This is a genomic window from Bacteroidota bacterium, from assembly GCA_016714535.1.
Taxonomy (GTDB): Bacteria; Bacteroidota; Bacteroidia; order AKYH767-A; family OLB10; genus JADKFV01.
Genome location: JADKDR010000001.1, coordinates 391533 through 418514 on the forward strand (window position 1 = coordinate 391533; position 26982 = coordinate 418514).

Here is a 26982-nt window from a genome sequence, read left to right on the forward strand (position 1 = left end):
TGGTAGAGAGATTAAATCATTTTAACAGCAGCCTTAAATTGATGGCCGCGATCTTCATAGTTTTTGAATAAGTCGAAACTGGCGCAAGCAGGTGAAAGCAAAACTACTTCGCCTTTGCGTGCAATGGCATGAGCCACAGACACTGCCTCTGCTGCGCTGCGTGTTTCATGAAAGTCGGTCACAATGCCTTTAAAGGCTTTTGCAATTTTCTTATTATCAACTCCAAGGCAAACGATAGCTTTTACTTTTTCGCGAACGAGCTCTTCTAATTCACTATAGTCGTTTCCTTTATCTTCTCCACCCACAATCCAGATTACGGGTTTATGCATACTTTCCAGTGCATACCATGCACTGTTAGTATTAGTAGCTTTGCTATCATTAATGTATTCTACTCCATTAATGTTGGCAACAAATTCGAGACGATGCTCTACATTTTTAAAATCCATGAGCGCTTCGCGAATGGTTTCGTTGCGAATTCCCAACAACGAGGCAGGGATTGATGCTGCCATGCTGTTGTACAAATTGTGTTTGCCATGTATGGCAATTTCATAGATAGACATAGTGAATTTATTTGATTTAGTGTTTACGTGTATTTCTTGGTTGGCAACCCATGCATTTACATTATCGCTTCGCAGTTGCGAGAACGGATAAAACATGCAGGGTGGATTTAGTCGTAATAAATTTTGCTTGATAATAGCATCATCATCATTGTACACAAATGCTCCTGAAGCATCCATGTTTCGGAGAATGCCAAATTTGGCATCTATATATTTTTGCATCGAATAGTCGTATCGGTCAAGATGATCGGGAGTAATATTTAGAAGAATAGCAATGTCTGCCTTAAAATCTTTTAAACCATCTATCTGAAAACTGCTTAACTCGAGTACATAATACTCAAAATTATTTTCAGCCACCTGCCAGGCAAAGCTTTTTCCTACATTGCCTGCAAGGCCTACATTAAGCCCTCCTTTTTTAAGCAAATGATACGTGAGCAGCGTAGTAGTCGTTTTGCCGTTAGTACCTGTTATACAAATCTTTTTTGCAGTGGTATGGCGTGCAGCAAACTCAATTTCGCTAATAACAGAAATACCCTTTGCTGTAAAATAGGTTACAACATCTGACTTATCGGGAATGCCGGGGCTCTTAATTACTTCGGTAGCATTTTCAAAATTCGTGAAGGTGTGAACACCTTCTTCAAAGGCTATATTTCTATTTTGTAATTCTATTTTGTATGGTTGTTTAATAGTTCCCTTATCACTCACAAACACCTCCATACCCAAATGCGTTGCCAGAATAGCCGCACCTACTCCGCTTTCACCTGCTCCTAATATAATTAATTTGCCTTTCATTGCTTACAACGTATACTATTTGTGTTATCTTAGTTTTAAAGTGATTATGCTTAGTACAGCTAACATGATTCCAACAATCCAGAAGCGCGTGACGATTTTACTTTCATGATAGCCGAGTTTTTGATAGTGATGATGCAATGGCGACATGAGGAATACTCTTCGTCCTTCGCCATACTTTTTTCGGGTATATTTAAAATAGCTTACCTGTATAATCACGCTTAGGTTTTCTATCAAAAATATTCCGCACATGATGGGTATTAAAAATTCTTTTCGGATACTGATAGCAAATGCTGCTATAATACCTCCCAGCGCAAGGCTCCCCGTATCGCCCATAAAAACCTGAGCCGGATAGGAGTTGTACCACAAAAATCCAACACAGGCTCCAACAAATGCACCGCTAAAGACCATAAGCTCGCCAACATTTGGCAGGTACATAATATTAAGGTAGTTGGCAAACACCGTGTTACCACTTACATACGCTAATACAGCTAATACTGAACCTACAATAGCTGATGTGCCTGTTGCAAGTCCATCGATGCCATCGGTAATATTTGCTCCATTGCTCACTGCAGTAATGATGATGATAACGGCTGGTATAAATATTAACCAGGAATACTTTTTGGCATTGCCTCCAAACCAACTTATAATCCAACCATAATCGAATTCCTGATTTTTTATAAATGGCAACGTGGTAGCTGTCGATTTAACATTGGTGCCACTGTACAAGTTAGAGCTTTTGCTTACATCATCTATCAATGTGCTATTAATAGAAATAGAAACATTGCTGCTTGTATTTTTTTCACGCACCACCACATACTGATTTGTATACAGGGTAATACCAACTATTAATCCCAAGCCAACCTGCCCTATTATTTTAAATCTACCTGCAAGGCCTTCCTTATCCTTCTTAAACACCTTGATATAATCATCAATAAAACCAATGGTTCCACACCAGATGGTTGTTACAATCATGATTACGATATATACATTATCTAACCTTGCAAACAATACGGTTGGTATAAGTATGGCTGATAAGATAATTAATCCTCCCATGGTGGGAGTTCCCTTTTTTTGTTTCTCTCCTTCTAAGCCAAGGTCGCGAATGGTTTCGCCCACCTGCTTGCGATGCAATACACCTATAAGTTTTTTGCCTATAAAAAAAGAAAATACCAACGATGTAATAATTGCCAATGCAGTGCGAAACGAGATATACCTGAAAACGCCTGTTCCCGGTACATTCCAGTTATCATTTAGATAATTAAAAAAATAATAAAGCATTAGTTTTGGAAGAGTTGAAGGGTTAGGTTTAATATCTCGAAGTCATCAAACGGATATTTAACTCCGTTAATTTCCTGGTATTTTTCATGTCCTTTGCCAGCAAGTAAGATGATATCTCCTTTTTTTGCATGGCTGCATGCAGCTTTGATAGCTTCTCTGCGATCGGTTAAGCAAAGTGTTTTCTTTCGCATGCTCAAGCTAACACCTTCTTCCATTTGTTTGATAATATCTTCGGGTACTTCGTTGCGTGGGTTATCGGAAGTAAGAATAACACGACCACTAAGTTCGCAAGCAATGCGGGCCATAACAGGTCGCTTAGTAGCATCGCGATTACCACCACATCCAATAATGGTGATGATATGCTCATTACCTTCTGCAATGTTGTTAATGGTTTTTAAAACATTTTCTAATGCATCAGGTGTGTGTGCGTAATCAACTATTCCGGTAATACCTTGTGCAGTGGTAAAAGATTGAAAGCGTCCTTCGGGCGGATTTAAGTTGCTCAAAATGGTGAGCGCTTGCAAAGGTTCCATACCTAGTTCAATAGCAACTGCGTAAACTCCGGTAATGTTATAGGCATTAAAGCTGCCTATCAATTTGCAAATGGTTTCAATTCCATCTAAGCTAAGAATAAGCGAATTGAAATTGGACTCTACAATCCTGCATTTATATCTGCTGTCGCTCTTAAGCGAATACGTAAGTTTTCGTGCTTTACAATTTTGCAGCATCACCATTCCGTTTCTATCGTCCATATTGGTTATGGCGAAAGCATCAGCCGGAAGGGCATCAAAAAAGCCTTTCTTAGCCTCTATGTATGCAGCAAACGTTTTATGAAAGTCAAGATGATCATGTGTTATATTAGTAAACAAAGCTCCCGAAAAACAAATACATGCAATGCGTTGTTGAACAACTGCATGCGAGCTAACTTCCATAAAACAATGCGTAACGCCATTGTTGGCCATGCGAAACAATAACTGATTTAAATGATAAGCATCAGGTGTGGTATGTGTTGCTTCGAGCAATTCGCTACCAATACGTACATGTATAGTTGATATTAAACCGCAATCGAATCCCGCATCAGTAAAGAGGTTATACAACAAGGTAACGCTTGTAGTTTTGCCATTGGTGCCTGTTACCCCTATAAGCTTTAACTTCTCCGAAGGATTGTCAAACCAGGCACAGCTGATGTATGCAAATGCGGCACGGCTATCTTTTACTTTTACGTATGTAATACCCGGTACAAGTGTTGTTGGCATGTCTTCGCAAACAATCGCATGACAACCTTTTGCAATAGCATCATCAATAAAATGGTGACCATCAACGCTGTAACCTTTTATAGCTACGTATAGCTTGTCTATACCTGCATCGGCACTGTTGACGGCAATATCGGCTATGCGAATGGAGGTATCCCCATGCACTGCTTCCATTGGCGATTTATACAATATATCCTGCAACAGTTTCATTATCTTTTTTAAACGTATATGCTTATAGTTAACTTAATTGAATATACACTTTTTGACCTCTACGTATAGGTGTACCTGAAGGAACCGACTGTGATATGACTTTACCCCTGCCTGAAATAGCAACAGTAACTCCGCAACTCTCAAGCAAGAAAACGGCATCGCGCAATGGCATACCAGCTACATCGGGCATCTGTGTAGAAAAAGCATTCACTGCTTTTTGCGTTCCTTTATTAAAAATAATCCCATAACCTGAAGTTGAGTTTTTTACCCGGTTCATTCCTAAACCTGCTAGTACTGTATTGGCCATTGTTACTGATCCACTCTTTATAACCGGTTGCTTGTTGGCCAGGTTGGAATCAACCGGAATAGCTCCATGCATTTCGATACTTGTAGCATATACCTTATCAGAAATCTCCTTAAATACCGGACCGGCTACTACATTGCCATAATAAAAATCTTTGCCAAGATCATACACTACAACGATGCAGCTATATAAAGGTCTATCAGCCGGAAAGTAACCGCAGAAGGATGCCTGATAGTAAACGGAATCTACCAGCCTGCGTCCATCCTCGGCATTCTTTACTTTGGCAGTACCTGTTTTGCCAGCTATGGAATAGGTATCGAACTTCAAATTTTTGGCTGTGCCATTGAGCACCACGCCTTCGAGCATTTTGTGGGCCTGATTGATGGTTGACTGCGAGCAGATTTTTTCATCAATTACAGTAGGTGTATACGTTTTTACTACTTTTCCATTTTCTAACACCTGTTTTACGAAAAATGGTTTTACCATTTTTCCGTTATTCGCCACGGCATTATAAAAATTCAAAATTTGCAAAGGAGTATACTGAGCTTCATATCCATAACTCATCATAGGCAAAGTTGGGGGCGTCCATCCTTCTGCTTTTGGACTTTTTACTATCGGTTTGCGCTCACCAATTAACTGAATGTCCAGTTTATCGGTTAGATGAAACTTATGTAGCTTATCGATAAATTTTTGAGGCTGCTTGCTATAATACTGATGTATTAATTTAGTAACCCCAACATTACTTGATATTTCAAAAATCTTCTGTACAGAAAGTGTCTGATACTTTCCTTTGTCGTGATCGGCTACGCGTATATCATTAAAGAAAGTTTCGCCACCTTCAATGTCCACTATCTGATTTAGATTGATATACCCATCATCCATGGCCGCCATCAACGAGGGAAGTTTAAATGTTGAGCCGGGCTCGCTTAGCCAACTTGTTGCATAGTTGTATTCTTCATGATACTCGCCATCCCTTCCCTTTTTTAAGTTGGCAATTGCTTTTATTTCTCCCGTTGCTACTTCCATTAAAACAACACAGCCACGCGAAGAGTTGTGTTCCTTTAGCTGCTTGCGCAATGCATTGCTTGCTACATCCTGAATATTAAGATCAATGGTAGAAACAATATCCAATCCATTTTGTGCTTCAAAATCATCTTCATCGTTTAACGGTTTCCATATACCTCCGGCTATGCGCTGTTCAAGGCGCTCGCCACGCTCTCCTTTTAATATGCTATCGAAAGATGCTTCGATACCATATGGCTTGCTAGTGCGATTTGATCCGATTGTGCGCTTGGCAAGTTCCTGATAAAGGCGCTCACGTTTTGATTTCGCTATTACAATAAGTCCACCTTTATACTTGCCAATGTTGAACAATGGTAATTGTTGTGCTGCCTTATATTGTTTGTATGATACACTGTCTTTTAAAAGAAAGTATCGGTTGCCTTTTGAGCGCTCTTCCTTAATTATGCTCTTGTATTCGTAGGCTGTTTTATCAGAAAAAAGTGAGGCCAGTCCACGTGTAAGCGAATCAATTTTTTCAGAATAAATTTTGCCGCAAAAACCTGGTGCTTTGGTATCGATGCGTAAGTCGTACAAGGGCGTGGATGTGGCCATAAGCTTTCCATCGCTTGAGTAGATATTACCTCGCATTGGTTCAATTACAGTGCTTCGAATACTAAGGCTATCGCTTGCCGCTTTCCATTTTTCGCCTTCAACAAATTTGATTCGAATAATCTGTCCGAATATGCAAATGGCAAATAGACATATTAAACCATAAATGGTATATACGCGCCACAGTATGTCTTTTTTTACATCCATTGAAAATATACGTTTCTATGCCAGTAAGGCAATTGATTATTTTAATATAGGTTTATATCGAGGGGAATTCTGAAAAAAATATAGCTGGCAATTATTTGTCAAGAAGCTTTCCGGGAGGAGTTACCGATTCTTTCAACCCTGTAGGCCCTACCTTATCTGCAACTGTTGACTGGTTACTCTTACGCATTAACTCTGACTTGCTTTCGATATATTCTGATCTCAATTCTTTTATTTCTTTTCCGGTACGGTCTATGTCACGTGTAAGTTGCTCTACACGAAAGTTGTAATAAATATAGCCCAACGCCACTGTTACCAGAAATAGCATAAAGGGCAATTGTTTCGACACCAGGCTGCTATCAACTTTTCCAACAAGGTTCAATGGCTTAAAAATATTCCATAGGTTTAGCCTAAAGGTTCTGCCTTGTTCAGGTGCCGGTGCAACTGCTATTTTTTCTTTATACTTATTTGCCATTAGGCTATTGCTATTTTTTTTCTGCTATTCTGAGTTTTGCACTTCGCGCCCGCGAATTGCTTTTTATTTCTTCGGAGGTAGGAACAATTGGTTTTTTTGAAATTATTCTAAAGGGCGACTGTTCTGCATTTCCAAAAAAATCTTTAATCACATTACCTTCCACATTACCACATTTCATTATATTCTTTACCATTCTGTCTTCCAGGCTATGGTATGAGATTACAACCAATCGCCCTCCGGGTTTAAGTGCTTCTATTGACTGCTGAAGAAACTTTTTCAGCGCGCCCATCTCATCATTTACCTCAATCCTTAGTGCCTGAAAAACCTGTGCGTAATAGTCATTCGGATTTGCACCTCGCACGCAACTTGCAATGGCCTCCTTAAATGCAAAGATTGAATCAACAAATGCATTGGTGCGCCATGCGGTTATGCACTTTGCTAACGTTTTTGAGTTGATGACCTCTCCGTTTTGCGAAAACATTTGCTGCAACTGCTGCTCGTTATAAGTCTTGAGCACATGCGCTGCGGTTTGCTTTGTCTGCTTGTCCATGCGCATATCTAAGGGGCCATCGAAACGAATGCTGAAACCTCTGGTTGCCGTATCAAATTGATACGATGAAACTCCAAGGTCGGCTAGGATTCCGTCAGCCGGCAAGGCACTGTAAAACCTCAGATATTGCAGCAGCATGCTGAAGTTACTATGTATAAGAACAAAATTTTTGTCAGGTAAAGCGTTTGCCTTTGCATCGGCATCCTGATCAAACGCTATTAACTTTCCAGTTGACAGCCTCTTTACTATTTCCTTTGAATGACCTCCTCCTCCAAATGTGACATCCACATATACACCTCCTGTTACTATATTCAGACCCTCAATGCTTTCGCTCAATAGCACAGGTTGGTGATAGCTCATTATTTATATATTGGATAATGCATTGCCCAAATATTTCATAGCCATTTCGTTATACTCTTCTTCAGTAAGTTGTTCAAGCGACTTATTATAAAGATCCTGATTCCATATTTCAATCAGTTTTCCACGACAAAAAATCATCGCCTCATCTGTGATTCCTGCAAGCGACAGCAGATGCTTTTGAAGTAGTAACCTGGAGGCAGAGTCAAGGGTAATTTCGATGGCGTCCTGCTTATACTTGCGTTCGAATAATCGCATACGTGGGTCAAACAAATTCTGTTTGCTCATATCATCCAACATGCTATTCCATACATTTAGTGGATACAACTCAAGGCAACCTTCAAATCCTTTCTTGATGATAAACACATCATTGCACTCAGGTGGCAATTGCTTGCGTAAGGCTGCGGGCAGTGATATACGGCCTTTGCTATCGAGCTTGCAGTAGTATGTTCCTTTAAGTGGATTCAATTTGTTTGGGTGCGAAAAATTCAATCGCGGGACGAAGAAAATCAATTTCCCACTAAACTCCAACTAATCCCACTAAAATTGTTCATAAGTTTTTTTTGCCTGCCAATATTCCGTTTGGATTTGGCGAAAAAGTATTGATTGCGCCTCAATACACGGCAAAAACTTGATTTTATACTACTTTTAAGACTTCAACTCAAATCAAGTTGCATTAATCCCGAGAAATCTGCTGTTCTAAACAGTGGTGGGACAATGTGGGGCAAAATTACAAAATTTATTGAAAAAGCAACTATTTTACTAAAAAAAAGTATAATCAATATGGCTATAGAATTGCGCATCCTTTTACGTTACTCCAGCTTTTTTTTAAAAAAAACCTGCAAACACATACTATATTCGCAACCTTAATAAGGCGGTATATAATAGATGCACATTTATCATTCTGTAAGCGAGTGTAACACTCCTACTCAAACCATCGTAACCATTGGAACTTTTGATGGCGTGCATCTTGGTCATAAGACTTTAATTCAGGAACTGAATAAAATAGCGTTTGAGTCATCACTTACTGCGGTCATACTTACGTTTAATCCACATCCGCGACTGGTAATATTTCCTGATGATAATGGATTGCAATTGCTTAATACGCTGGAAGAAAAAATTGAATTGTTTCGTACAAGTGGAGTGCAGCATTTAATTATACATCCCTTTACTAAAGAATTTTCGAGGTTATCATCGGCTGATTTTGTACGAAACATATTGCATAATCAGTTGAAGGTAAAAAAACTAATTATCGGTCACGATCATCATTTTGGGCGCAACCGCCAAGGCAGCATCGCTGAACTTGAAGAACTTGCTCCGTTATACGATTTTGAAGTTACACAATTAAATGAGGTTACTATTGGCAACACGGTTATCAGCAGTACTAAAATCAGAAACGCACTACTTGATGGCAAGGTAGAAGTAGCCAATAAATATCTTGGCTATAGTTACGCACTAACGGGTGCTGTAATACATGGTAAAAAACTGGGCCGCACTCTTGGATTTCCCACAGCCAATATGGCTGTGGTTAACACGAAATTAATCCCTTCTAATGGTGTATATGCTGTAACGGTAACTATAAACGATGAACCCATTACCTATTATGGATTGCTATCCATAGGTAACCGCCCTACTTTTGACAACGGTGAAAAAAGTGTAGAAGTTTTTATAATAAATTTTGATAGGGATATTTACGAAAGAACCATCACAGTTACTCTTCAACATTTTCTGCGCACCGATCAAAAATTTAATTCGGCCGATGAACTAATTACGCAAATGAAAAAAGACAAAGTACAGGCCGAGGAAATATTCGGGGTACGATAAAATCGAATCCACTTCAACTACGCGAGCATGCATTCTATGCACCAGGCTTGGGCCTTCATTTAAATCTGTTACCTTTGTACAACACTTATCTATATCAATTGAACTATAGCCATAATAAAGTAAATAATATGTTCGTTTACTTTAGTGTGAAACAGCTCTGCAATATTTTCTTTTTGCTGGTTCTGGGTAACCATGCAGTGCATAGCCAGAATAGTATTGAAAAAATAAATGCCCTCCAACCCGACACAATTTTAAGCTACACCCGCGATTCAATAAGAGAAAATCAATTTTATCTTGAATCGCCTTTTGCAAAAGCCAGTCTTGAAAAAGATAAAACCCTTGATAAAATAAGCACGAGTGTAATTTATAAAATTGAATTAATATATACCACCTATCGCGAATCGGCAACATTTAATCAGGATAGTCTGAATAAAAAGCGATTAGAAAATTTACAAAAAATATATCCTCAATTTTTCGATGATGACATGATTGAATGGGGGAAAATAGCACTCACAGGTGCCTCGAACAAACGGGAGGGCAAGCAATTGTTTCACGGATTTATTTTCACATACCGACTTCCTCCGGCTACGGTAAAAATCGAAGACGAAATAAAAAAGATTAGCGACCTAATAAAAAATCCATCAACACTTGACAGTTTGCGAAAACTAAAACGCCCCAAGCGACTTATTATGCGGCAAATGCGTTATGATGAAATTACTCCGCCCATCTATCGCGATGGATGTGAAGCTTTAAAATCCTTCGTAAAAAAGAATGCAAAATATCCGGCCAAAGGTATTAAGCAAAATAACACAGGAGCGGTTTATGTAACCTTTAGCATCAATCAGAATGGAAACCTAATTGCACCAAAAATTATTAGCGGAATAGATGAATCCTGCAATGCAGCAGCCATTGCCTTATGCAACCAAATGCCCTTGTGGGGGCCCGGTTTGCGAAATCGCAAACCGGCAATTATTCGCGACACACTGATTTTTTACTTTATCCTGCCCGATAAACGCATAGAGGTTGAATGCACCCTCGAGCGAAAATCGTATAGAGAATATAAAAACACAGGACGCAATATTGAAATGATACCTGATAGCATAAGCGATGATGTGTCGATGAGCCTTCAGGACCTTGAAACTGATAGTGCGGTTACAAAAATTCTTTTGCGACAAAAATTTGAGAATGCCATCTATGTATGTGATGTTACTGGCAGTATGAGTCCGTATACTTCACAAACACTAGGTTACCTTCAAAATCAAATGAAAGGCAAGGTTAGAATAGCAGCTACCTTCTTTAATGATGGTGATGACAAGGCAGACAATGATAAACTTATGGGAGAGACCGGTGGAGTGTATCATGTAGCTACCGACAACTTTGATACGTTGCTGCAAGTAGCATTTAATACGATGCGTAAAGGGAGCGGTGGCGACACGCCAGAAAATAATATTGAAGCTTGCCTGAAAGCATTGCAGTATGCACCCTGGGCCAAGAGTATTGTGATGATTGCAGATAATTATGCTACCCCTCGCGATATTGAATTACTTGAAAAATTAAAAATACCTGTACATGTGATTTTGTGTGGCGCCTACAAGCATGCCAACAAATATTACATAGGTCTTGCTCGCAATACAAAAGGAAGCGTGCATACCATGACCGAAGACCTTTCGGGATTGCATAAATTGCAAGACCGTGATACTTTTCGGTTTATGAACAAGACCTACCGATTATCGCGGGGCGAAATAATATCGATAAACTGATAACGTGGTTTATTCAATTTAAATAACCTCTTCTTTTTTCTTTCTCTACCTTTGCCTCTTCAAAAAAATATTCACTTGCCAACAGATTTTTTAAAAAAAATTCTTTACACACCTGCAATAGTTGCATCACTATTATTGTTTGCGTTGCTATTTGGCACTTTTGCAGCGTACCGGATTTTCTTTTATCAATACACCATCTCTCATATTGAATTACCAAGGGAGGCCATGCTACTAGGCTTTCAGTTTGACAGCGTAGCTGCTGCCTATCTGATGGCAATTCCGGTGTTGCTCTTCATTGTTAGTTTATGGATACTTCGCTTACGAAATATTTTTGCATACGTCACCATCATCTATTTTATTATTGTATCTCTTATTGTTTCACTTTGTATAGCGGCCGATGAATCGTATTTCAAACATTTTAATACACGTATCACTAAGTCTATTCATTTATGGAATCAAAACATGGGTCAGTCGCTCGAATTTATATTTACCGATCAGGCCCTTTATCCTCATATTATTTTCTTCGTGCTTTGGACATTGGTTCTAATCATTTTATCAATTAAGATTATCAAGAAAACCATGTTGCCTGCTAACGAAATTGCTACTATAAAACCTAAAATAATCACAAGTGTAATCCTGCTACTATTGCTTATTATCACTATGCGCAATGGCATAACCGGCCGGCCATTATCGGTGCGTAAAGCATTTACGCTAAACAATGCCATGCACAGTCAGGCAGCACTTAACCCATTACATGCTTATGTGGATAGTTACACATTTGTAAAACTAACGGATATGAATAGCGAGGTTGCGTTGAATAATGTAAGAGGCTTTGTGAATTTGGAAGATACGGAACAACCAGGCCATAGGGAGATAATTTTTAAAGATAGTGCGCAGCATAAAAACATTGTTCTCATTTTGATGGAAAGCATGTGCGCCCCAATGATGGGTTATTATAACCTGCAAAGCAAACTTACCCCATTTTTAGACAGCCTTTCGCACCGCAGCATTGTTTGCAAAAATTTTTACAGCACCGGTATTCATAGTTGTCAGGGAATATACAGTAGTTTGTATGGATTGCCCGGATTAGGAGCCATGCATCCCATGGCCGATAATAATGCTATTTCGAAAAGTTTTATTGGTCTACCACAAACATTGAAATCTAAAAATTATGCAACTACTTTTTTTTGTTCGCATCACGAGTCATTTGATAATTTAGGTATGTTTCTACGCAAGAATGGAGTAGACAGAGTTTTTCACAGCAATGATTATCCTGCCAGCGAAAAAGTAAATTCATGGGGCATAAGTGACCAATACATGTATGAGTTTGCTCTTTCAAAATTTGACTCCATCCATCAGTTATCGAAAAGTTTTCTTGGTTCAATAATTACGATTAGTACACACGAGCCACAACAAGTGCCACCCAATACGGTTTTTAAAGCACGAGCAAAAAATGATTTTGACGCGAGTTTTGAATATGCTGACTGGAGCTTGCAACAATTTTTTGCTATCGCAAAAAATAAACCCTGGTACTCCAATTCTATCTTTGTAATTACTGCCGATCATGGTTTTGTAATTCCTTACATGCCCGGTGATGTATTAATGCAAAATCACTCGCCATTTATACTTTACGATCCTTCACTTAATAGTATCGATAGTATTCTTCCAACTTATGGCAATCAGGCTGATGTATGGGCTACGCTCATGGATCATTTGAATATAAGTTATACAGACTATGGCTTAGGCCAAAGTTTGTTTTCTAAAAAAAGCAACGTTACCTACTTTAACCGCGATGCCGTTTTATGTGCTATTGATTCCGAATTCCTGTATCTGAATAACAGGGGATTTGAAGAAGACTTAATCGCATTGCCATCGCAGCAAAAGTTAAAGGTTGAAATGAATAAAGAACACAAAAAGAAGCTGAAAGAATACGCCACTAGTTTTGTGCAAAGCGCGCAATGGTTGTTTGATAACAAAAAATAAAAATGAGCATGAGTAATGGCTAAAACAATAGGACTAACAGGAGGAATAGGTACCGGAAAAACAGTGGTTGCAAAAATATTTTCGATGCTTGGTGCTGATATCTATAACGCAGATGCAGCTGCCCGGAAGTTGATGACAGAGGATGCGACCATTATTTTACACATTAAACATTTATTGGGTGCTTTATCTTATAATGCTGATGGTAGTTTAAACCGAACCTATGTGGCAGATAAAATTTACCAAGACGAAACTTTACGAAAAAAGTTAAATGAAATTGTACATCCTGTAGTAATTGAAAATGGAAAAAATTATGTCTTAAGTTCCAAGCATAATTATGTAATAAAAGAAGCAGCTATCTTATTCGAAAGCGGAAGCGATGCTTATTGCGATAAAATTATCCTGGTATCATCTCCGCTCGAAATGCGCATTAACAGGGTAATGCAACGCGATGGCCGCAACCGCGAAGAAGTCTTAAAAGTAATAGCTTCTCAAATGCCCGAAGAAGAAAAAATTCGCAAATCAGATTTTATTATTTACAATGATGAAAAGCAAAGCCTCATAACACAGACAATGCAAGTACATGCCCAACTATTAATATGAAACGCACACAAACAAAACTTGATGATGAATTCTATCAAATGGAATATGGCCTGTATTGCTCTGCTGGCGACTTTTTTTTAGATCCATTAAAGCCTTGTAAAACAGCAGTTATTACACATGCTCATGCCGACCATGCTACCTTAGGCCACAAAGAAATTTACTGCACCGCTGGTACTGCTGCACTTATGAAAGCAAGGTTTGGCAATAAACTCAATTCGCATTTTCATTTAAAAGAAGTACACAAAGCATTCCATATAAATGGAATACCCATTTCGTTTTATAATGCCGGACATATTCTTGGGAGTGTGCAAGTGCTGATGAACCTAAGCGGAAAACGAATCTTGTACACAGGAGATATAAAAACCCAGGACGACCCAACCTGTGCAGCATATGAACCGGTGCCTTGTGATGTGCTGGTAACCGAATGTACCTTTGCTACCCCCGAGCATATACACCCACCTATACAAGATGAAATAGCTAAGCTTAATGCTTATACTGATATTCCGGTAATTATTGGTTGCTATATGATAGGTAAGGCTCAGCGCATTTCACAACTTATAGCAACACACTATAACAATAAATTAGTTTTAACACATGCGAACATTACACCTTACCACAAAGTTTATATGCAACAAGGCATCCGGCTAGAAAACTGGATTCCTTTGGAACGATTTGATTTTGCTGATTAAAACCAGTGGAGCGCAAAAAGTGGTTACCTTACATGGCGATGGAAAGTTACTTGCACAACATTTTGATGGAAGTGGCAAAGAGTTTTTAGTTTTGTAGCCAAATGGAAAAAATATTTACCGCAGACCAATTTAGAGCATGGGACACTTACACCATTGAGCATGAGCCCATCGCTTCGCATGCACTAATGGAACGTGCTGCCGGAAAATGTTTCCGCTGGTTGGTGTCGAATTATGACTTTGGCACACGTTACTTAATTATATGTGGCCATGGCAATAACGGAGGCGATGGCCTTGCCATTGCCCGCATGCTGCTCAATGCCGGATATTTTGTTCGGGTATTTATTCCGTTTTTCGATAAAAATAAATTAAGTGCTGATGCCTTAATAAATTTCACAAAACTAGACTCGCTTTTTTTATTTGAATCTGATATAGACTGCATTGCTACCTTTGACAATACAAATTGTGTAATTGTAGATGCCTTATTTGGAACAGGCTTAAAGGGCAAAGTAGATGAAAAATATGCGGGCATCATACATCAGATAAACCGCACCGTAGCGCAAATCGTGAGCATTGATCTACCAAGTGGCTTACCGGCAGATATTGCAGCCATTAATGATTTTACAATTGTAAAATCAAATCATACACTCACCTTCCAATCGTCAAAACCGGTTTGCCTGTTGCCATATTCACATCAGTACTTGGGTATATTGCATATTGTTGATATTGGCCTTTCGCGGTAGTTTTATGAAAACAATGTAGTCAAATATTTTTTGCTGGAGCACGAAGACATCATCGGAATTTTAAAACCACGTAATAAATTTTCGCATAAAGGAAACTTTGGACACGCCTTACTTATTGGTGGAATGTTGGGTAAAGCGGGCGCTTTGCAATTGGCTGCCCGCGCTTGCATGCGCTCAGGTGCTGGGTTATGTACAGTGGCAACCGAAAAACTTTCAGCACTAAGCATACAAATTGCTGTAGCCGAAGTAATGTGCATGATTACCGATCAACAATTTTATAACGAGAATAAAATTGCCGACTTTCATGCAATAGGTATAGGTGTAGGGCTAGGACAAACTACCGACACAATTAAACTACTTGAATTTGTTCTGCAACATTATAGCAAACCCATAGTCATTGATGCCGATTCTATTAATCTGATAGCCACGCATAAACAACTGCTGCCACATATACCACCTAAAAGCATACTTACTCCTCATCCTGGTGAATTGCAACGATTGATTGGAGCCTGGGCAAATGACTTTGAAAAAATAACATTGGCCGAAGAATTTTGCCGCAATCACAATTGTTATTTAATTATTAAAGGACATTACTCGCTAATCGTTTCGCCAGAAGACAAACTCGTTTTTAACATTACAGGCAATGCGGGTATGGCCACTGCGGGCAGTGGCGATGTGCTTACCGGCATTATTACCTCTTTGCTTGCTCAAGGCTATCACCCTTACGAAGCAGCACTTGCAGGGGTATATATACATGGGGCAGCAGGAGATATTGCTGCCGATATGTTGTCGCAAACAGCTATGGTTGCAGGCGACATTATTGACGCGCTTCCGGTCTTTTTCTAAAAAATAAATTATAGTTTACGCTATATTTTTTGTATTGAAATATTTAATATCATCTTTGCCCAATGCATATGTATATTAATGATAAAAGATTGGTATTTACCGATTATAAAAATCGTGGAGTTGTTAATCCGGGATTGCTTTCGAGAGAGTATATGGGCCACGATACTTTACAGCAATGCATAAAACTGCTGCATCACAAGAACAATTTTTCTCATGTGGAGCTATATTCGAATAATATCGATGAACTTTGGGAAGATGCGTGCACCTATTTTGAATTAATAGAAGCAGCAGGAGGAGTGGTTATCGATCAGCAAAAAATGCTGGCCATTTTCAGACATAAAAAATGGGACCTCCCCAAAGGAAAAATTGAAAGAAATGAAAGCACCCAAACCGGTGCTATTCGCGAAGTAATTGAAGAATGCGGCTTGCAGCATTGCCATGTAATGTATTTGCTCGATCAAACCTATCACTCGTACATGTTAAAAGGCGCTCCCATACTTAAACGCACTTCGTGGTTTATGATGCAAGGAAGCCTAACTGACACGCTTACCCCACAACTTGATGAAGATATATCGCTTATACGATGGTTTGGCGAAAACGAACTTGATGAACTATATGCCAATACCTATAGCTCTATTTCAGATTTGATAAAGAAAAATCAGTCCAGGATTTTTTCACCCCTTCCTGATACAACCAAATAATTTAACACAAAACCGCTGATAGTCAGTTGGTTCAATCAGGTTGGCGCTATCCAATTAAATACTTGCTGTAATATTATTTTTATAGCTTTGCGCCCTTTATTTTTCATAGATGACATTAGCTAAAAGATTAAGTGAGATAAGCGAATCGCAAACCATTGCCATGGCTAAGTTGAGCCGCGAATTGCAGGAACAAGGACATGACATAATTAACCTTACACTGGGTGAGCCCGACTTTGTTACCCCTGACCATATACGAAGTGCAGCAAAAAAAGCCATTGACGAAGGCTATACACACTACACTCCTATTGCCGGCTATTCAGATATGCGTAAAGCAATCTGCGAAAAACTTTTACGCGAAAATAATCTCAACTACACGCCTGAACAAATAGTAGTAAGTACAGGTGCCAAGCAAAGCATTGCCAATACTGTTTTAAGTTTAATAAATCCGGGCGATGAAGTTATTGTGCCAACTCCGTATTGGGTGAGCTATTCGCAAATAATAATACTGGCAGGTGGTATACCAGTGTATGTAAACGCAAATATCGAAGATGACTTTAAGCCGAGTATAGAGCAATTTAGAAATGCAATTACTCCCAAAACAAGAATGCTAATTTTTTCGTCACCGTGCAATCCAAGTGGCTCAGTATTTTCGCAACAAGAATTGAATGACCTTGCCAATCTGCTCGAAGAATACAAAGACATCTACATTATTAGTGATGAAATCTATGAACACATTCGTACCGAGTCAAAACACTATAGTATTGCATCTTGCGAAAACATTCGCGACCGAATTATCATTGTAAATGGTGTGAGCAAAGCTTATGCAATGACTGGTTGGAGATTGGGATACATAGCTGCACCTGTTGAGATAGCTAAAGCCTGCGATAAAATTCAAGGACAATTTACTTCTGCAACTTGCTCTATAACCCAAAAAGCTGCTATTGCCGCTTTAAACAGCACCTCTGAACAAATGGCGCCAATGCTTAATGCATTTAAAGTGCGAAAAAATTAATGCACGAAAATCTAAGCGAGATTCCCGGCCTTAAGGTAAATAATCCCAAAGGAGCCTTTTATTATTTCCCAGATGTGAGTTATTATTTTGGCAAAACGGGAGATCAAGGTGTAATTAATTCTGCCGAAGACTTGACGATGTATTTGCTGCGCGATGCCAAAGTAAGCGTTGTAACCGGTGAGGCCTTTGGCAATCCAAAATGTATACGACTTAGCTATGCTACCAGCGACCATCTGATTGTAGAAGCTTGTTCGCGCATCAAAGAATCTTTGGAAAAACTTAAATAAAATAAACCTTAAAAGGATTGGTGCCCGAAAATTATTTCGGGCATTTTTGTTTTATGGTGTTACATTCTGTAATCGTTATTCATCTTACATCTATAAATTCCAAAACGTTTGTACACATGATTGATGGTCTAAAGACAATTATGGCCTTGGGCATACTTTTGCTTTTATCAAAAGTGGTGACTTCAACAGATATAAAAGAAAACGTTGTTACTCCGCAAAATGATCCTGCTGCCTTTGCTACCAAAGGGTTGATAATACATGCCGATAGCACAAACTATATCCGCATTTAATAAGAGCTATACCTCGCAATTCGAAGGAGAAGATTTATTTAATAAACGATGGACAGGATACCTACAGTGTGAAAATGAAATCAACCTTGGCCACAATCTGGTGGCGCAAGTGTCGGGAGATTATATGACCGGAGCGGCCTATGGCATTCTCAATATTCGCCCTCAATATGGCATAGACCTGTGAATTTCGAAAAAGGAGATGAAGGAAAAAGGCACTACCCCGTTTAGGCGTTACCGATGTATTCAACATCAGGCAAAACCTGATAGATGTGCAATTTCAAAATATGGACATTTACCTTCGTGATAAGAATGAAACACGCAGAGTTCACCTTTCTTTTACCTATCGATTCGGAAACAGCGATAACAATCGTAAGCGCAACAGCGCAACCGAGGAAGAACAAAAACGTGTGAAGAAATGGTAATAACCAAAACAAATTAAGCTCGCCACGCTAATTTATTTACCAAATAATTTTGCCCAAAATCCTTTAGTGTTGTTAGTTGATTTTTGCTTCTCCATTTCGTCCATGGCATTTAAGATGGCATGTTTAAATGCAGTTGCACTTTCATATCTTTTTTGTTGTCCGCTCTTTAAATAATTAATTAATTGTTCTTCGCTTAACTGAGATGGAGGCAATGGAAGTTTTTCCTTTTCAGTAGCATGAAGCAATACTTTAAATAATGGTTCGGGTATATTTTTGTGAGGAAGGAGTTTGGTATTTAGTTGCAGGTGCATTACTACTTCGGGGTTTTCATTCATAAAAGGTTTGGTAGCGGTAATGCACTCATACATGCATATCGCAACACTGTACTGATCAGTCGTTTTATTTATAAGCTCTCCATAATTTAACACCTGCTCGGGTGGCGAATACACAAATGAAAAAGGTTGCAGCTCGCGTTTATTAAATGTCTCGGGAATTTTAGCAAGGCCCAAGTCGAGCAATACCACTTGCAAACTATCGAAATCAGTTTCGTTCGATCCCTGCTTATTTAATAGCAAGATGTTCTCTAACCGTATATCACAATGAAATATTTCCTTATCGTTAAGGACTTCTATTATTTTAAGTACTTTTATAAAAACCCTGCAATAAAAGTCAATATCGGTAATGCGCTGCTGATATACTATTTGCGACAATGTTTGTCCATCAATATATTCTTTAATTAAGTAATAGCCTGTTTCATCGTTATAGGCATCTATAGTTTTTTGAAGGTCGGGATGTTCAAAGCTCTTTAGCGCCTCCTTATGAAACCTGATAATGGATGGAGCATCATTATTAAGAGCAGGGTTCATTACTTTAATCACCACTTTGTTTTTCTCAGGCAACTGATACCCAATGTAAACGGAACTGAATTTTCCATTCCTCTTTAGAACCAGGTTATCATTTCCGGGATCGAATAAGTAACTTCCATTATTGGTATTTAGCAAATTCATGCATCAGATATTAAAAGGAAAACCTAAAAATTTTACCGTCATCTCCGGCAGCGATCCATAAATTATCATAAACATTTATAACACAATTGATGTCAGCGTTGTCAAAACTATATGCTTCGTTCCATGAGGTGCCATAATTGGATGTAGTTGCCACACTACCATCATTGCCAAGGGCCACACCATGCTGGTTCTGTAATGCCATGCAATTATAAAAAAATCTTTTACCTGTCAATCTATTTTTACCATTTATGCAATTCCAGTTCTTCCCAAAATCATAACTTTGGTATATACCACCATTAAACGAACAGGAGTAAAAAATATTTTTGTGCGAAGTGCTTCCGGTATAAAAATCATCAGGCGCATTGGCAAACTGCCAATCGTTATTCATCGTTTCTGAATAAAGAATGGCGCCATAGCCCACGGCTATGGCGTGATTGCCAAGCCAATGCATGCTTCTTATTTCATGATTTCGGTGTGCAAAACCTAAGGTTCTCAAAGTATCTGTGGTGTAATAAATTACACCGTCATATAATTTTTCGCCCCCGCAAAAGTAAAAGGCACCGTCAGGTGCACGGCTTATTTTATACATCTCGCTTTGATGCCCGGTTTTGGGCCTGTCAGAAGGAATAACCTGTTTCCAACCTTTCCCTTTGGTAGTGGAGTACAACAACTCCAAGTCTCCGGAGCTCGCTATTAAATTACCGTCCTGCAATATTGCAAAATCGTATATCTGTTTACTATAACTATCACTATATACCTTCCAAATATGACCATAGTCTGTACTTTTATAAATAACTCCCCTGTCCTGATTGCCTCCGCAAACATATATTGCGCCTGTGCTATCCTTATGCATCGAGTAGAAGTTGCAAGCCGAATTTAATTCGATAGTTGTGTAATGAACTTCGGCATGGTTGCGTTGGCATCCATAATAAAAAATCTGAACACAAGTCAGAATACATAAGGCTATGTATTTCTTTATCATTTCCTTTTTCTTACTGTAAGCGCAATTAAGTAATATTTTTTTGTTTATTTTATAAAAACTTAACCCTTGAATCATTTGCTGCTTTATCAAATAAACTACCTTTGGGTGGTTAAAATTAAAGATGATAAACAAACACATTCTGAGTATGATGCTGCTGCTATGCAGCAGTTGTACATTTGCACAAAAAAAATATGAGGTAGGATTAATAGGATTTTACAACCTCGAAAATCTATTTGATACCATAGATGGACCAAACAACGATGCAGACTTTCTGCCTAACGGATCGTATCATTATACGGGCGAAGTTTATCTGGACAAACTAAATAAACTTTCAGACGTGATTTCGCAGATAGGCATAGAAGAAAGTCCCGAAGGATTATCTATGATAGGCGTTGCAGAAATAGAGAACCGCAGCGTACTCGAAGACCTTGTAAAAAATCCAAAGCTAAAAGACCGACATTATAAAATTATACATTATGACTCACCGGATGAACGAGGTATTGATGTTGGGCTGTTGTATAACCCCCGTTATTTTAGCTCGAAAGGGAGCGAAAAATTATTTGTAAATCTGAGTCAGGAAGGTGATACAGCAAGCCGCAAAACAAGAGATGTGCTATATGTTTGGGGCGATTATAAAGGCGAAGCGATACATGTTTTTGTAAATCACTGGCCAAGCCGCAGAGGTGGTGAAGAAGCCTCAGCACCCGGCAGAGCAAAAGCAGCTTTGGTATGTAAATTAAAAATCGACTCCATATTGCAGGCATCTCCCAAGGCAAAGATTTTTCTTATGGGTGACTTGAATGATGACCCAACAAGTCCGAGTGTTGCAAAAGTTTTAGGCGCCAAAGGCGATTTAAAGAAAGTAAATGATAGCGACCTGTATAACCCGTGGATGGATTTTTACTTAAATGGAATAGGCACGTTAGCTTACAACGATGCCTGGAACTTATTTGATCAAATAATAATTTCAGAAGAGCTCACCGATTCGAAGCAAAAAGGTGTTTTCTTTAAACGTGCTGTTATTTTCAATAAACCATTTATGTCTCAACAAACCGGACGATACAAAGGTTATCCAAAGCGCACCTTTGATTTTAATAATTATATAGGTGGTTACAGCGACCATTTTCCAACTTACCTGGTTTTATACAAAGCAATATCAAATTAATACGAGTATGTGGAATGAAGAAAACAATGCGTTGGTAAAAACGTTTCAGTTCAAAAATTTTGCTGATGCTTTTTCGTTTATGACGCGGGTTGCCTTTGAAGCTGAAGCCATGAATCATCATCCTGAATGGACGAATGTTTACAATAAAGTAACCATCAAGCTATCGACACATGATGCAGGCAACATGATTACCGAAAAAGACCGAATGCTTGCCCAGCGTATAGATTCCGTGTATCCTCAAAAGTAGAGCCTGTACAAAGGAATCGGGAAAAAACCAATCTGATACTCAGTTATCGTATTACCTGTGCGAGGATTAAACTGTTGCTGCCAGATGTTTTTTGTACTAAAAATATTGTTGATGTCGAGTGAGATTTCATGTGTTGCCTTTTTATAGTTGATGCGGTAACTAAACTTTACATCGGTTCGGAAATAGTCTTTAAATTTATTCTCATACGCCCGCGACTGATCGTAAACAGACTCATTTAATAAGAATGATTGGTTTAAATCGATTGGTATAAATCGTTTACCTCCGGCATAGGTAGTGCGAATGTTAATAGCAAATACATGCCTTTGGTGAATGGTGAATTCTTTGCCCGCCAAAAAATTAAAAATATAGTTTCCATTAAAGGCGGTATTCCTTCGTATCTTATCGCTTCCCTCATACTTTGAATTAAATAAAGAGGTAGTAACTAAAAAATAAAAACCTTGGCTATAAAATTTTTCTATAGTCAATTCAACTCCTTTATTATCCCCGGTTCCGTTATTGCGCAAACTATCGCGGCTACTGTAATTAAAATCGGCCCCTTCGTTTACTATGCTAAAACTGGAAGGCTGTGTTTCGATGGGAATATCATAGATATATTGATAGTATAACTCTGCCTTTATGCGGTAGTCCTTTTTGAAGCTATAGTCATACGCAAATACAAAGTGTGCGCTCTTGGTCAAGTCGAGGTTGCGGTTGGTTTGTACATCATCTGTAGCGTTAACTTTCGTTTTTACCATGTAAATGTAAATGGGCTGTATTTGACTGTGAAGGCCGGTTCCAAACGAAAGTGTATTGCGCTTATTGATCTCATATCGGATGCCTATGCGTGGCTCTATATTGAAAGTTTTATTAAGCATAAACTGTTGAAAGTGTAGTCCCGTATTTAGCGTTAGCCTGCTACTTAAGTTATGCTGCCATTGCGAATATGCTTGTAGTAATTGCGTTGCACTTTCAGTATTGGTTATAACTCTAAAGTTCAAAGCACGCGAAATACTATCTGCATATTGAAAGTTATAATGCTCCACAATAATTCCTGATTTTAAAAAATTACGAGAGTTAAATCGCTTGTTTAAAGTTGAAGTAATGGTAGAACGTATATTATAAGAGTTGTTTCTATAAAACGGATAAGGAATATTGTTATCGTTGCCAATGCTATCTACCTTCCAGTTTTGAAAAAGTGCACTGGCAGCAAGAGTGGTTTTAATATACATGCCGTTATCAAACACATATAAATGTTGTAAACCTGCTACACCGGTGCTGTTGCCAAAATATCCATTCTGGCGTTCTTCATTATCGTAAAGGCTGTTCTTGGTAGAATCTTTGTCCCTATCCAACGTTTCTACATAGGCTTTGCCTCCGATACCAAAAAAAGAAAAGCGTCCGGCACGCTTCGTAGGAAAGTGAAAATTAAAACTCACATCCTGATATTGCGGTACCGCATTACCGGTACCAAAATTTATGCCTACTGCTTTAAAAACACCCAAGGTAGAATAACGGTAATTAATTAAATAGGTACTTTTAGATGCTTTATTAATGGGGCCTTCGGCACCACCTTCAAAGCCATTGAAACCTACCTGAAAGAGAAACTCATGTTTCTCATCATTGCCATTACGCATTTGCAAATCGAACACACCGGCCAATGCATTACCATATTCAGCCGGAAATGCCGCTGTGATAAAATCAGAATTATCAAGTTGATTATTATTGAGAATGCTGATAGGCCCTCCGGTAGTTCCGAGCGAGCCAAAGTGGTTTGGGTTTGGAATATCTACCCCATTAAGTCGCCATAATAAACCAGCAGGACTGTTGCCACGTATAACAATATCGTTACGGCTATCATTGCTGCTGCTAACACCGGCATAGTTGCCGGCCATGCGTGCTGGGTCATTAAGGCTACCTGCATAACGCGATGTTTCTTCAAAGGTAAACGAACGTGCGCTTACCGTGGCCATCTGATTATTACTGCGCGCTTTTTCGCGCGTAGCCGATACTTCTACTTCCTTACCTTGAATAGCATTTTCTTCCAATTCAATCGTAGTTACTACTTCCTTGCCGCTTGTAACTATTACTGTAAACGTTTTCTCTTTATATCCAAGGTAAGATACCCTAAAAATTTTACGCCCCAGTCCAACATTCGCAAGTTTGTAATAGCCATTGGCATCGGAAGTAGTTGCTACAAACACAGCACTATCTAGCAAAACGATACTGGCACCGGGCAAACTTTGCTTTGTCTGCTTGTCGGTAACTCTGCCTTTTACTATTTGACCTTGCTGGGCATGTGCATTCGTAACAAAAATCAAAATTAAAATTAACGCGAAATATTTTTTAATCATGTAAATAGATTGTACTCTTCGTTTGTGAGTTTGGATTTAAGCACTGATATTTTGTTACGCAAAAGTATCAAGCAAACTTTAACCTGTGCCAAATAAAAATCAATAAACCAAACAACACAAAAGCCATTGCCTGATGCACCACTCCTAATATTAATGGCACATACAAAAGCAAGGTGGTAATACCTAACAACACTTGAAGCAAGGTAACGATGAGTAATATGTTTATGGCATTTTTTTGTTCGCCTTTCAAACTAAAAGCACTCGTGTTGCGGTTATACCAAAAATAGACAACCGCTAGCAAAAATATAATAGCTACCGTACGATGAATAAACTGCACGGTTGCGTGATTGTTAACTAAACTGGCAAAACCTGTTTTTTCGAAAGCTATAAAAACTGAATCGGCAATAACCTGACCATCCATCAGTGGCCATGTATTGAATATGTTGCCTGCTCTTAACCCGGCAACAAAAGCCCCATAGGTCAATTGTATAGCAAACAAAGCAAGCAGTATCCATGAAAATTTCATTGCCTCGCGCTTGGGGCGATACGAAGTAAGTGAGTCGTTGGTATATTGCAAGTCGAGCGTTACCCAATAGATATAGCCAAACAAAATAAAAGCGTTAACCAGGTGAGTTGCTAAATTTATATGTGAAACATGCGGATTGCTTTGCAATCCACTTGCTACCATGAGCCATCCCAAAACACCTTGCCATGCACCTAACAAAAAAATGACACCCAACTTGGGAGCCAATGCTTTGTTAATGCGCTTTTTGACAATAAAATAGATAAGCGGAAAAATAAATACAAGTCCCAGTATGCGTGCTACGAGACGATGAATGTATTCCCACCAATAAATTTGTTGGAAATCGCTTAACTGAAAATGTGAATTTATTCTTTGAAACTGAGGAGATTGCTTATATGCTTCGAATTCAGCTATCCATGCGGCTTCGGACAATGGTGGCAATGTTCCGGTAATAACTTTCCATTCGGTTATACTTAAACCACTGCCCGTTAAGCGGGTTATTCCTCCTATAATAACCATAGCAAAAATGAGGAAGCATCCGCTATACAGCCAAATTAGTATTCCACTATCTCGTTTCAATTCATTGGTTTTATTTGTGCCCTCCATCAGTGTGAAAAATTTATAATTTCTATGCACTAATGAAACAATGCAAATTTAATTAAGTTTTCGCATAACCAATTGTACTGTATGACGGCTTCGCTGCTCCAGCATTAATTCGTTTTTACTCATTAATTGATTGATCGAGTCACTTGTATAGTGCCGCACGGTGTAAAGCATGAGCGACTTATTGTAACGCACCTGATAATTCAATTTTAAAGCTGCCACCAGGTTTTCAAAACGATGTTCTTGAAAATCGATGCACACCGAAAAACTTACGGCTGAATTTTGCATCATGTTAATTTTTGTTTTATGCGTAGCAAAAATTTCGAATATATCGCTCAAATTGTCTTCGGCTATAAAACTAAAATCAGTGGCGCTTATCGTAATAAGCACCTGTTCCTCTTTAAGAATTAAGTTAGGAATAAAAGGGGTGGTAGTCAGGCCATGCCCTATCAATGTTCCATCCGCTCGAGGCTCAATAAAAGATTTTACATACAATGGAATTTTTTTATTCTCAAGCGGTTTAATAGTTTTAGGATGAATAACCGTGGCACCATAATAGGTCATTTCTATAGCATCCAGGTAGCTTATCTGATTAAGCTTTTGCGTATGTTCAAAATATCGAGGGTCAGCATTGAGTACACCAGGCACATCTTTCCATATGGATACCGATTCAGCATTGAGGCAATAAGCAAGTATTGCAGCCGTATAATCTGAACCTTCGCGACCCAATGTGGTAGTATAATTTTTCGCTGGTATTGCCAATAAAGCCCTGGGTGATTATCAAATTATTCCCCGCAAACAACGATGGTATTTTACGCATTGCCATGCTTTCGGTTTTAGCAAAATCCACCTTGGCACTGCGGTACGAATTATCTGTTTGAATAACATCGCGTACATCGAGCCATTTGTTTTTAAGACCTGTACTTTCCAAATAATTACTGACAATGCAGGTACTTACCAACTCACCAACACTTACAATCTGATCATAAAGAAAATCGTAGCTGCGTGGCTCCTCTTCGAGTGTCCAGGCTACTTCAACAAAAAAATTAGTTACTTCATCTATTACCTTATGTTTGGCATCAAACAAATCCTCTATTATATCGGTATGGTATTTTTTTATTTCTTCTAACAACAAAGATGCATTACCGCTTTTATTAAAATGAGCATTTACAATGCGCTCAAGCGCATTGGTAGTTTTGCCCATAGCCGAAATAACAGTGACAACCTGCTCCTTTTCAAAATATGCTAGTATACCTGCAATGTTTTTTACTGCATCGGCACTTTTTACTGAGGCCCCGCCAAACTTAAAGACTTTCATAATTCGTAATATGGAGCAAAAGTAGGTGTATTTCTATTTGA

General features: G+C 38.7%; 24 protein-coding genes and 2 pseudogenes. 14 read left to right on the forward strand and 12 right to left on the reverse strand.

Translation table 11 applies throughout. The features are described from left to right. Positions 1-11 precede the first annotated feature (11 nt). The 7 genes from murD to IPO27_01670 form a co-directional block, all read right to left on the reverse strand. Positions 12-1349 carry a UDP-N-acetylmuramoyl-L-alanine--D-glutamate ligase gene (gene murD / locus IPO27_01640; protein MBK8845307.1) on the reverse strand — a complete coding sequence of 446 codons (1338 nt, stop codon included), beginning with the start codon at positions 1347-1349 and terminating at the stop codon, positions 12-14. 24 nt (positions 1350-1373) lie between these two features. Further along, positions 1374-2627, reverse strand: coding sequence for a phospho-N-acetylmuramoyl-pentapeptide-transferase (locus IPO27_01645; protein ID MBK8845308.1), 1254 nt, complete (start codon positions 2625-2627; stop codon positions 1374-1376). Next, positions 2627-4090, reverse strand: coding sequence for a UDP-N-acetylmuramoyl-L-alanyl-D-glutamate--2,6-diaminopimelate ligase (locus tag IPO27_01650; protein ID MBK8845309.1), 1464 nt, complete (start codon positions 4088-4090; stop codon positions 2627-2629). Before IPO27_01650 ends, IPO27_01645 begins: the two co-directional genes overlap by 1 nt. Before the next feature lie 28 nt (positions 4091-4118). Next, positions 4119-6212 (reverse strand): transpeptidase family protein, encoded by a 2094-nt coding sequence (locus IPO27_01655; GenBank protein MBK8845310.1) that lies wholly within the window; start codon positions 6210-6212, stop codon positions 4119-4121. A 91-nt stretch (positions 6213-6303) separates the two neighbouring features. Further along, complete coding sequence (locus IPO27_01660; GenBank protein ID MBK8845311.1) at positions 6304-6684, reverse strand: hypothetical protein; 381 nt, start codon at positions 6682-6684, stop codon at positions 6304-6306. A 10-nt stretch (positions 6685-6694) separates the two neighbouring features. Beyond that, positions 6695-7594, reverse strand: coding sequence for a 16S rRNA (cytosine(1402)-N(4))-methyltransferase RsmH (gene rsmH, locus IPO27_01665; GenBank protein MBK8845312.1), 900 nt, complete (start codon positions 7592-7594; stop codon positions 6695-6697). A gap of 3 nt (positions 7595-7597) precedes the next feature. Further along, positions 7598-8059, reverse strand: coding sequence for a division/cell wall cluster transcriptional repressor MraZ (locus IPO27_01670; protein ID MBK8845313.1), 462 nt, complete (start codon positions 8057-8059; stop codon positions 7598-7600). Positions 8060-8479: 420 nt separating this feature from the next. Between IPO27_01670 and IPO27_01675 the strand changes: the two genes are divergently transcribed. The 12 genes and pseudogenes from IPO27_01675 (at position 8480) to IPO27_01730 (ending at position 18745) form a co-directional block, all read left to right on the forward strand. Further along, a complete protein-coding gene (locus tag IPO27_01675) occupies positions 8480-9415 on the forward strand; it encodes a bifunctional riboflavin kinase/FAD synthetase (GenBank protein ID MBK8845314.1) in 936 nt (311 codons plus the stop codon). A gap of 197 nt (positions 9416-9612) precedes the next feature. Next, positions 9613-11175 carry an energy transducer TonB gene (locus IPO27_01680; GenBank protein ID MBK8845315.1) on the forward strand — a complete coding sequence of 521 codons (1563 nt, stop codon included), beginning with the start codon at positions 9613-9615 and terminating at the stop codon, positions 11173-11175. A gap of 75 nt (positions 11176-11250) precedes the next feature. After that, a complete protein-coding gene (locus tag IPO27_01685) occupies positions 11251-13158 on the forward strand; it encodes an LTA synthase family protein (protein MBK8845316.1) in 1908 nt (635 codons plus the stop codon). A gap of 15 nt (positions 13159-13173) precedes the next feature. Further along, a complete protein-coding gene (locus tag IPO27_01690; protein ID MBK8845317.1) occupies positions 13174-13758 on the forward strand; it encodes a dephospho-CoA kinase in 585 nt (194 codons plus the stop codon). Continuing rightward, positions 13755-14447, forward strand: a complete 693-nt coding sequence (locus IPO27_01695; protein ID MBK8845318.1) for an exonuclease — start codon at positions 13755-13757, stop codon at positions 14445-14447. The genes IPO27_01690 and IPO27_01695 overlap by 4 nt, the downstream gene beginning before the upstream one ends. A gap of 101 nt (positions 14448-14548) precedes the next feature. Further along, positions 14549-15187, forward strand: a complete 639-nt coding sequence (locus tag IPO27_01700) for an NAD(P)H-hydrate epimerase (protein MBK8845319.1) — start codon at positions 14549-14551, stop codon at positions 15185-15187. 30 nt (positions 15188-15217) lie between these two features. Next, positions 15218-16033, forward strand: coding sequence for an NAD(P)H-hydrate dehydratase (locus IPO27_01705; protein MBK8845320.1), 816 nt, complete (start codon positions 15218-15220; stop codon positions 16031-16033). A gap of 62 nt (positions 16034-16095) precedes the next feature. Next, positions 16096-16734 (forward strand): NUDIX domain-containing protein, encoded by a 639-nt coding sequence (locus IPO27_01710; GenBank protein ID MBK8845321.1) that lies wholly within the window; start codon positions 16096-16098, stop codon positions 16732-16734. Positions 16735-16843: 109 nt separating this feature from the next. Beyond that, positions 16844-18033, forward strand: a pseudogene (locus IPO27_01715) (pyridoxal phosphate-dependent aminotransferase). Between the two features lie 116 nt (positions 18034-18149). Beyond that, the gene (locus IPO27_01720; protein MBK8845322.1) at positions 18150-18323 is read left to right on the forward strand and encodes a hypothetical protein; all 174 of its coding nucleotides are present in this window, start codon (positions 18150-18152) and stop codon (positions 18321-18323) included. Then, positions 18292-18507, forward strand: coding sequence for a hypothetical protein (locus tag IPO27_01725; protein ID MBK8845323.1), 216 nt, complete (start codon positions 18292-18294; stop codon positions 18505-18507). Before IPO27_01720 ends, IPO27_01725 begins: the two co-directional genes overlap by 32 nt. 85 nt (positions 18508-18592) lie before the next feature. Beyond that, a complete protein-coding gene (locus IPO27_01730; GenBank protein MBK8845324.1) occupies positions 18593-18745 on the forward strand; it encodes a hypothetical protein in 153 nt (50 codons plus the stop codon). 32 nt (positions 18746-18777) lie between these two features. On the opposite strand, the gene IPO27_01735 is transcribed toward IPO27_01730, so the two are convergent. Both IPO27_01735 and IPO27_01740 read right to left on the reverse strand, forming a co-directional pair. Continuing rightward, positions 18778-19752: a serine/threonine protein kinase gene (locus IPO27_01735; protein ID MBK8845325.1), complete on the reverse strand. Its 975-nt coding sequence runs from the start codon at positions 19750-19752 to the stop codon at positions 18778-18780. Between the two features lie 10 nt (positions 19753-19762). Then, a complete protein-coding gene (locus IPO27_01740) occupies positions 19763-20734 on the reverse strand; it encodes a hypothetical protein (GenBank protein MBK8845326.1) in 972 nt (323 codons plus the stop codon). Between the two features lie 121 nt (positions 20735-20855). Here IPO27_01740 and IPO27_01745 point away from each other — a divergent pair, with 121 nt between their 5' ends. Beyond that, positions 20856-21899: a hypothetical protein gene (locus IPO27_01745; GenBank protein ID MBK8845327.1), complete on the forward strand. Its 1044-nt coding sequence runs from the start codon at positions 20856-20858 to the stop codon at positions 21897-21899. A gap of 7 nt (positions 21900-21906) precedes the next feature. Then, the gene (locus IPO27_01750) at positions 21907-22146 is read left to right on the forward strand and encodes a 4a-hydroxytetrahydrobiopterin dehydratase (protein ID MBK8845328.1); all 240 of its coding nucleotides are present in this window, start codon (positions 21907-21909) and stop codon (positions 22144-22146) included. On the opposite strand, the gene IPO27_01755 is transcribed toward IPO27_01750, so the two are convergent. The 3 genes and pseudogenes from IPO27_01755 to IPO27_01765 all read right to left on the reverse strand — a co-directional run bounded on the left by IPO27_01755 (position 22137) and on the right by IPO27_01765 (position 26941). Further along, positions 22137-24497: a TonB-dependent receptor gene (locus IPO27_01755; GenBank protein MBK8845329.1), complete on the reverse strand. Its 2361-nt coding sequence runs from the start codon at positions 24495-24497 to the stop codon at positions 22137-22139. The two genes, IPO27_01750 and IPO27_01755, sit on opposite strands and share 10 nt — an antisense overlap. A gap of 67 nt (positions 24498-24564) precedes the next feature. After that, entirely contained in the window at positions 24565-25626 is a 1062-nt protein-coding gene (locus IPO27_01760) for a COX15/CtaA family protein (GenBank protein ID MBK8845330.1), read from the reverse strand. A gap of 48 nt (positions 25627-25674) precedes the next feature. After that, positions 25675-26941, reverse strand: a pseudogene (locus IPO27_01765) (aspartate kinase). Positions 26942-26982 lie beyond the last annotated feature (41 nt).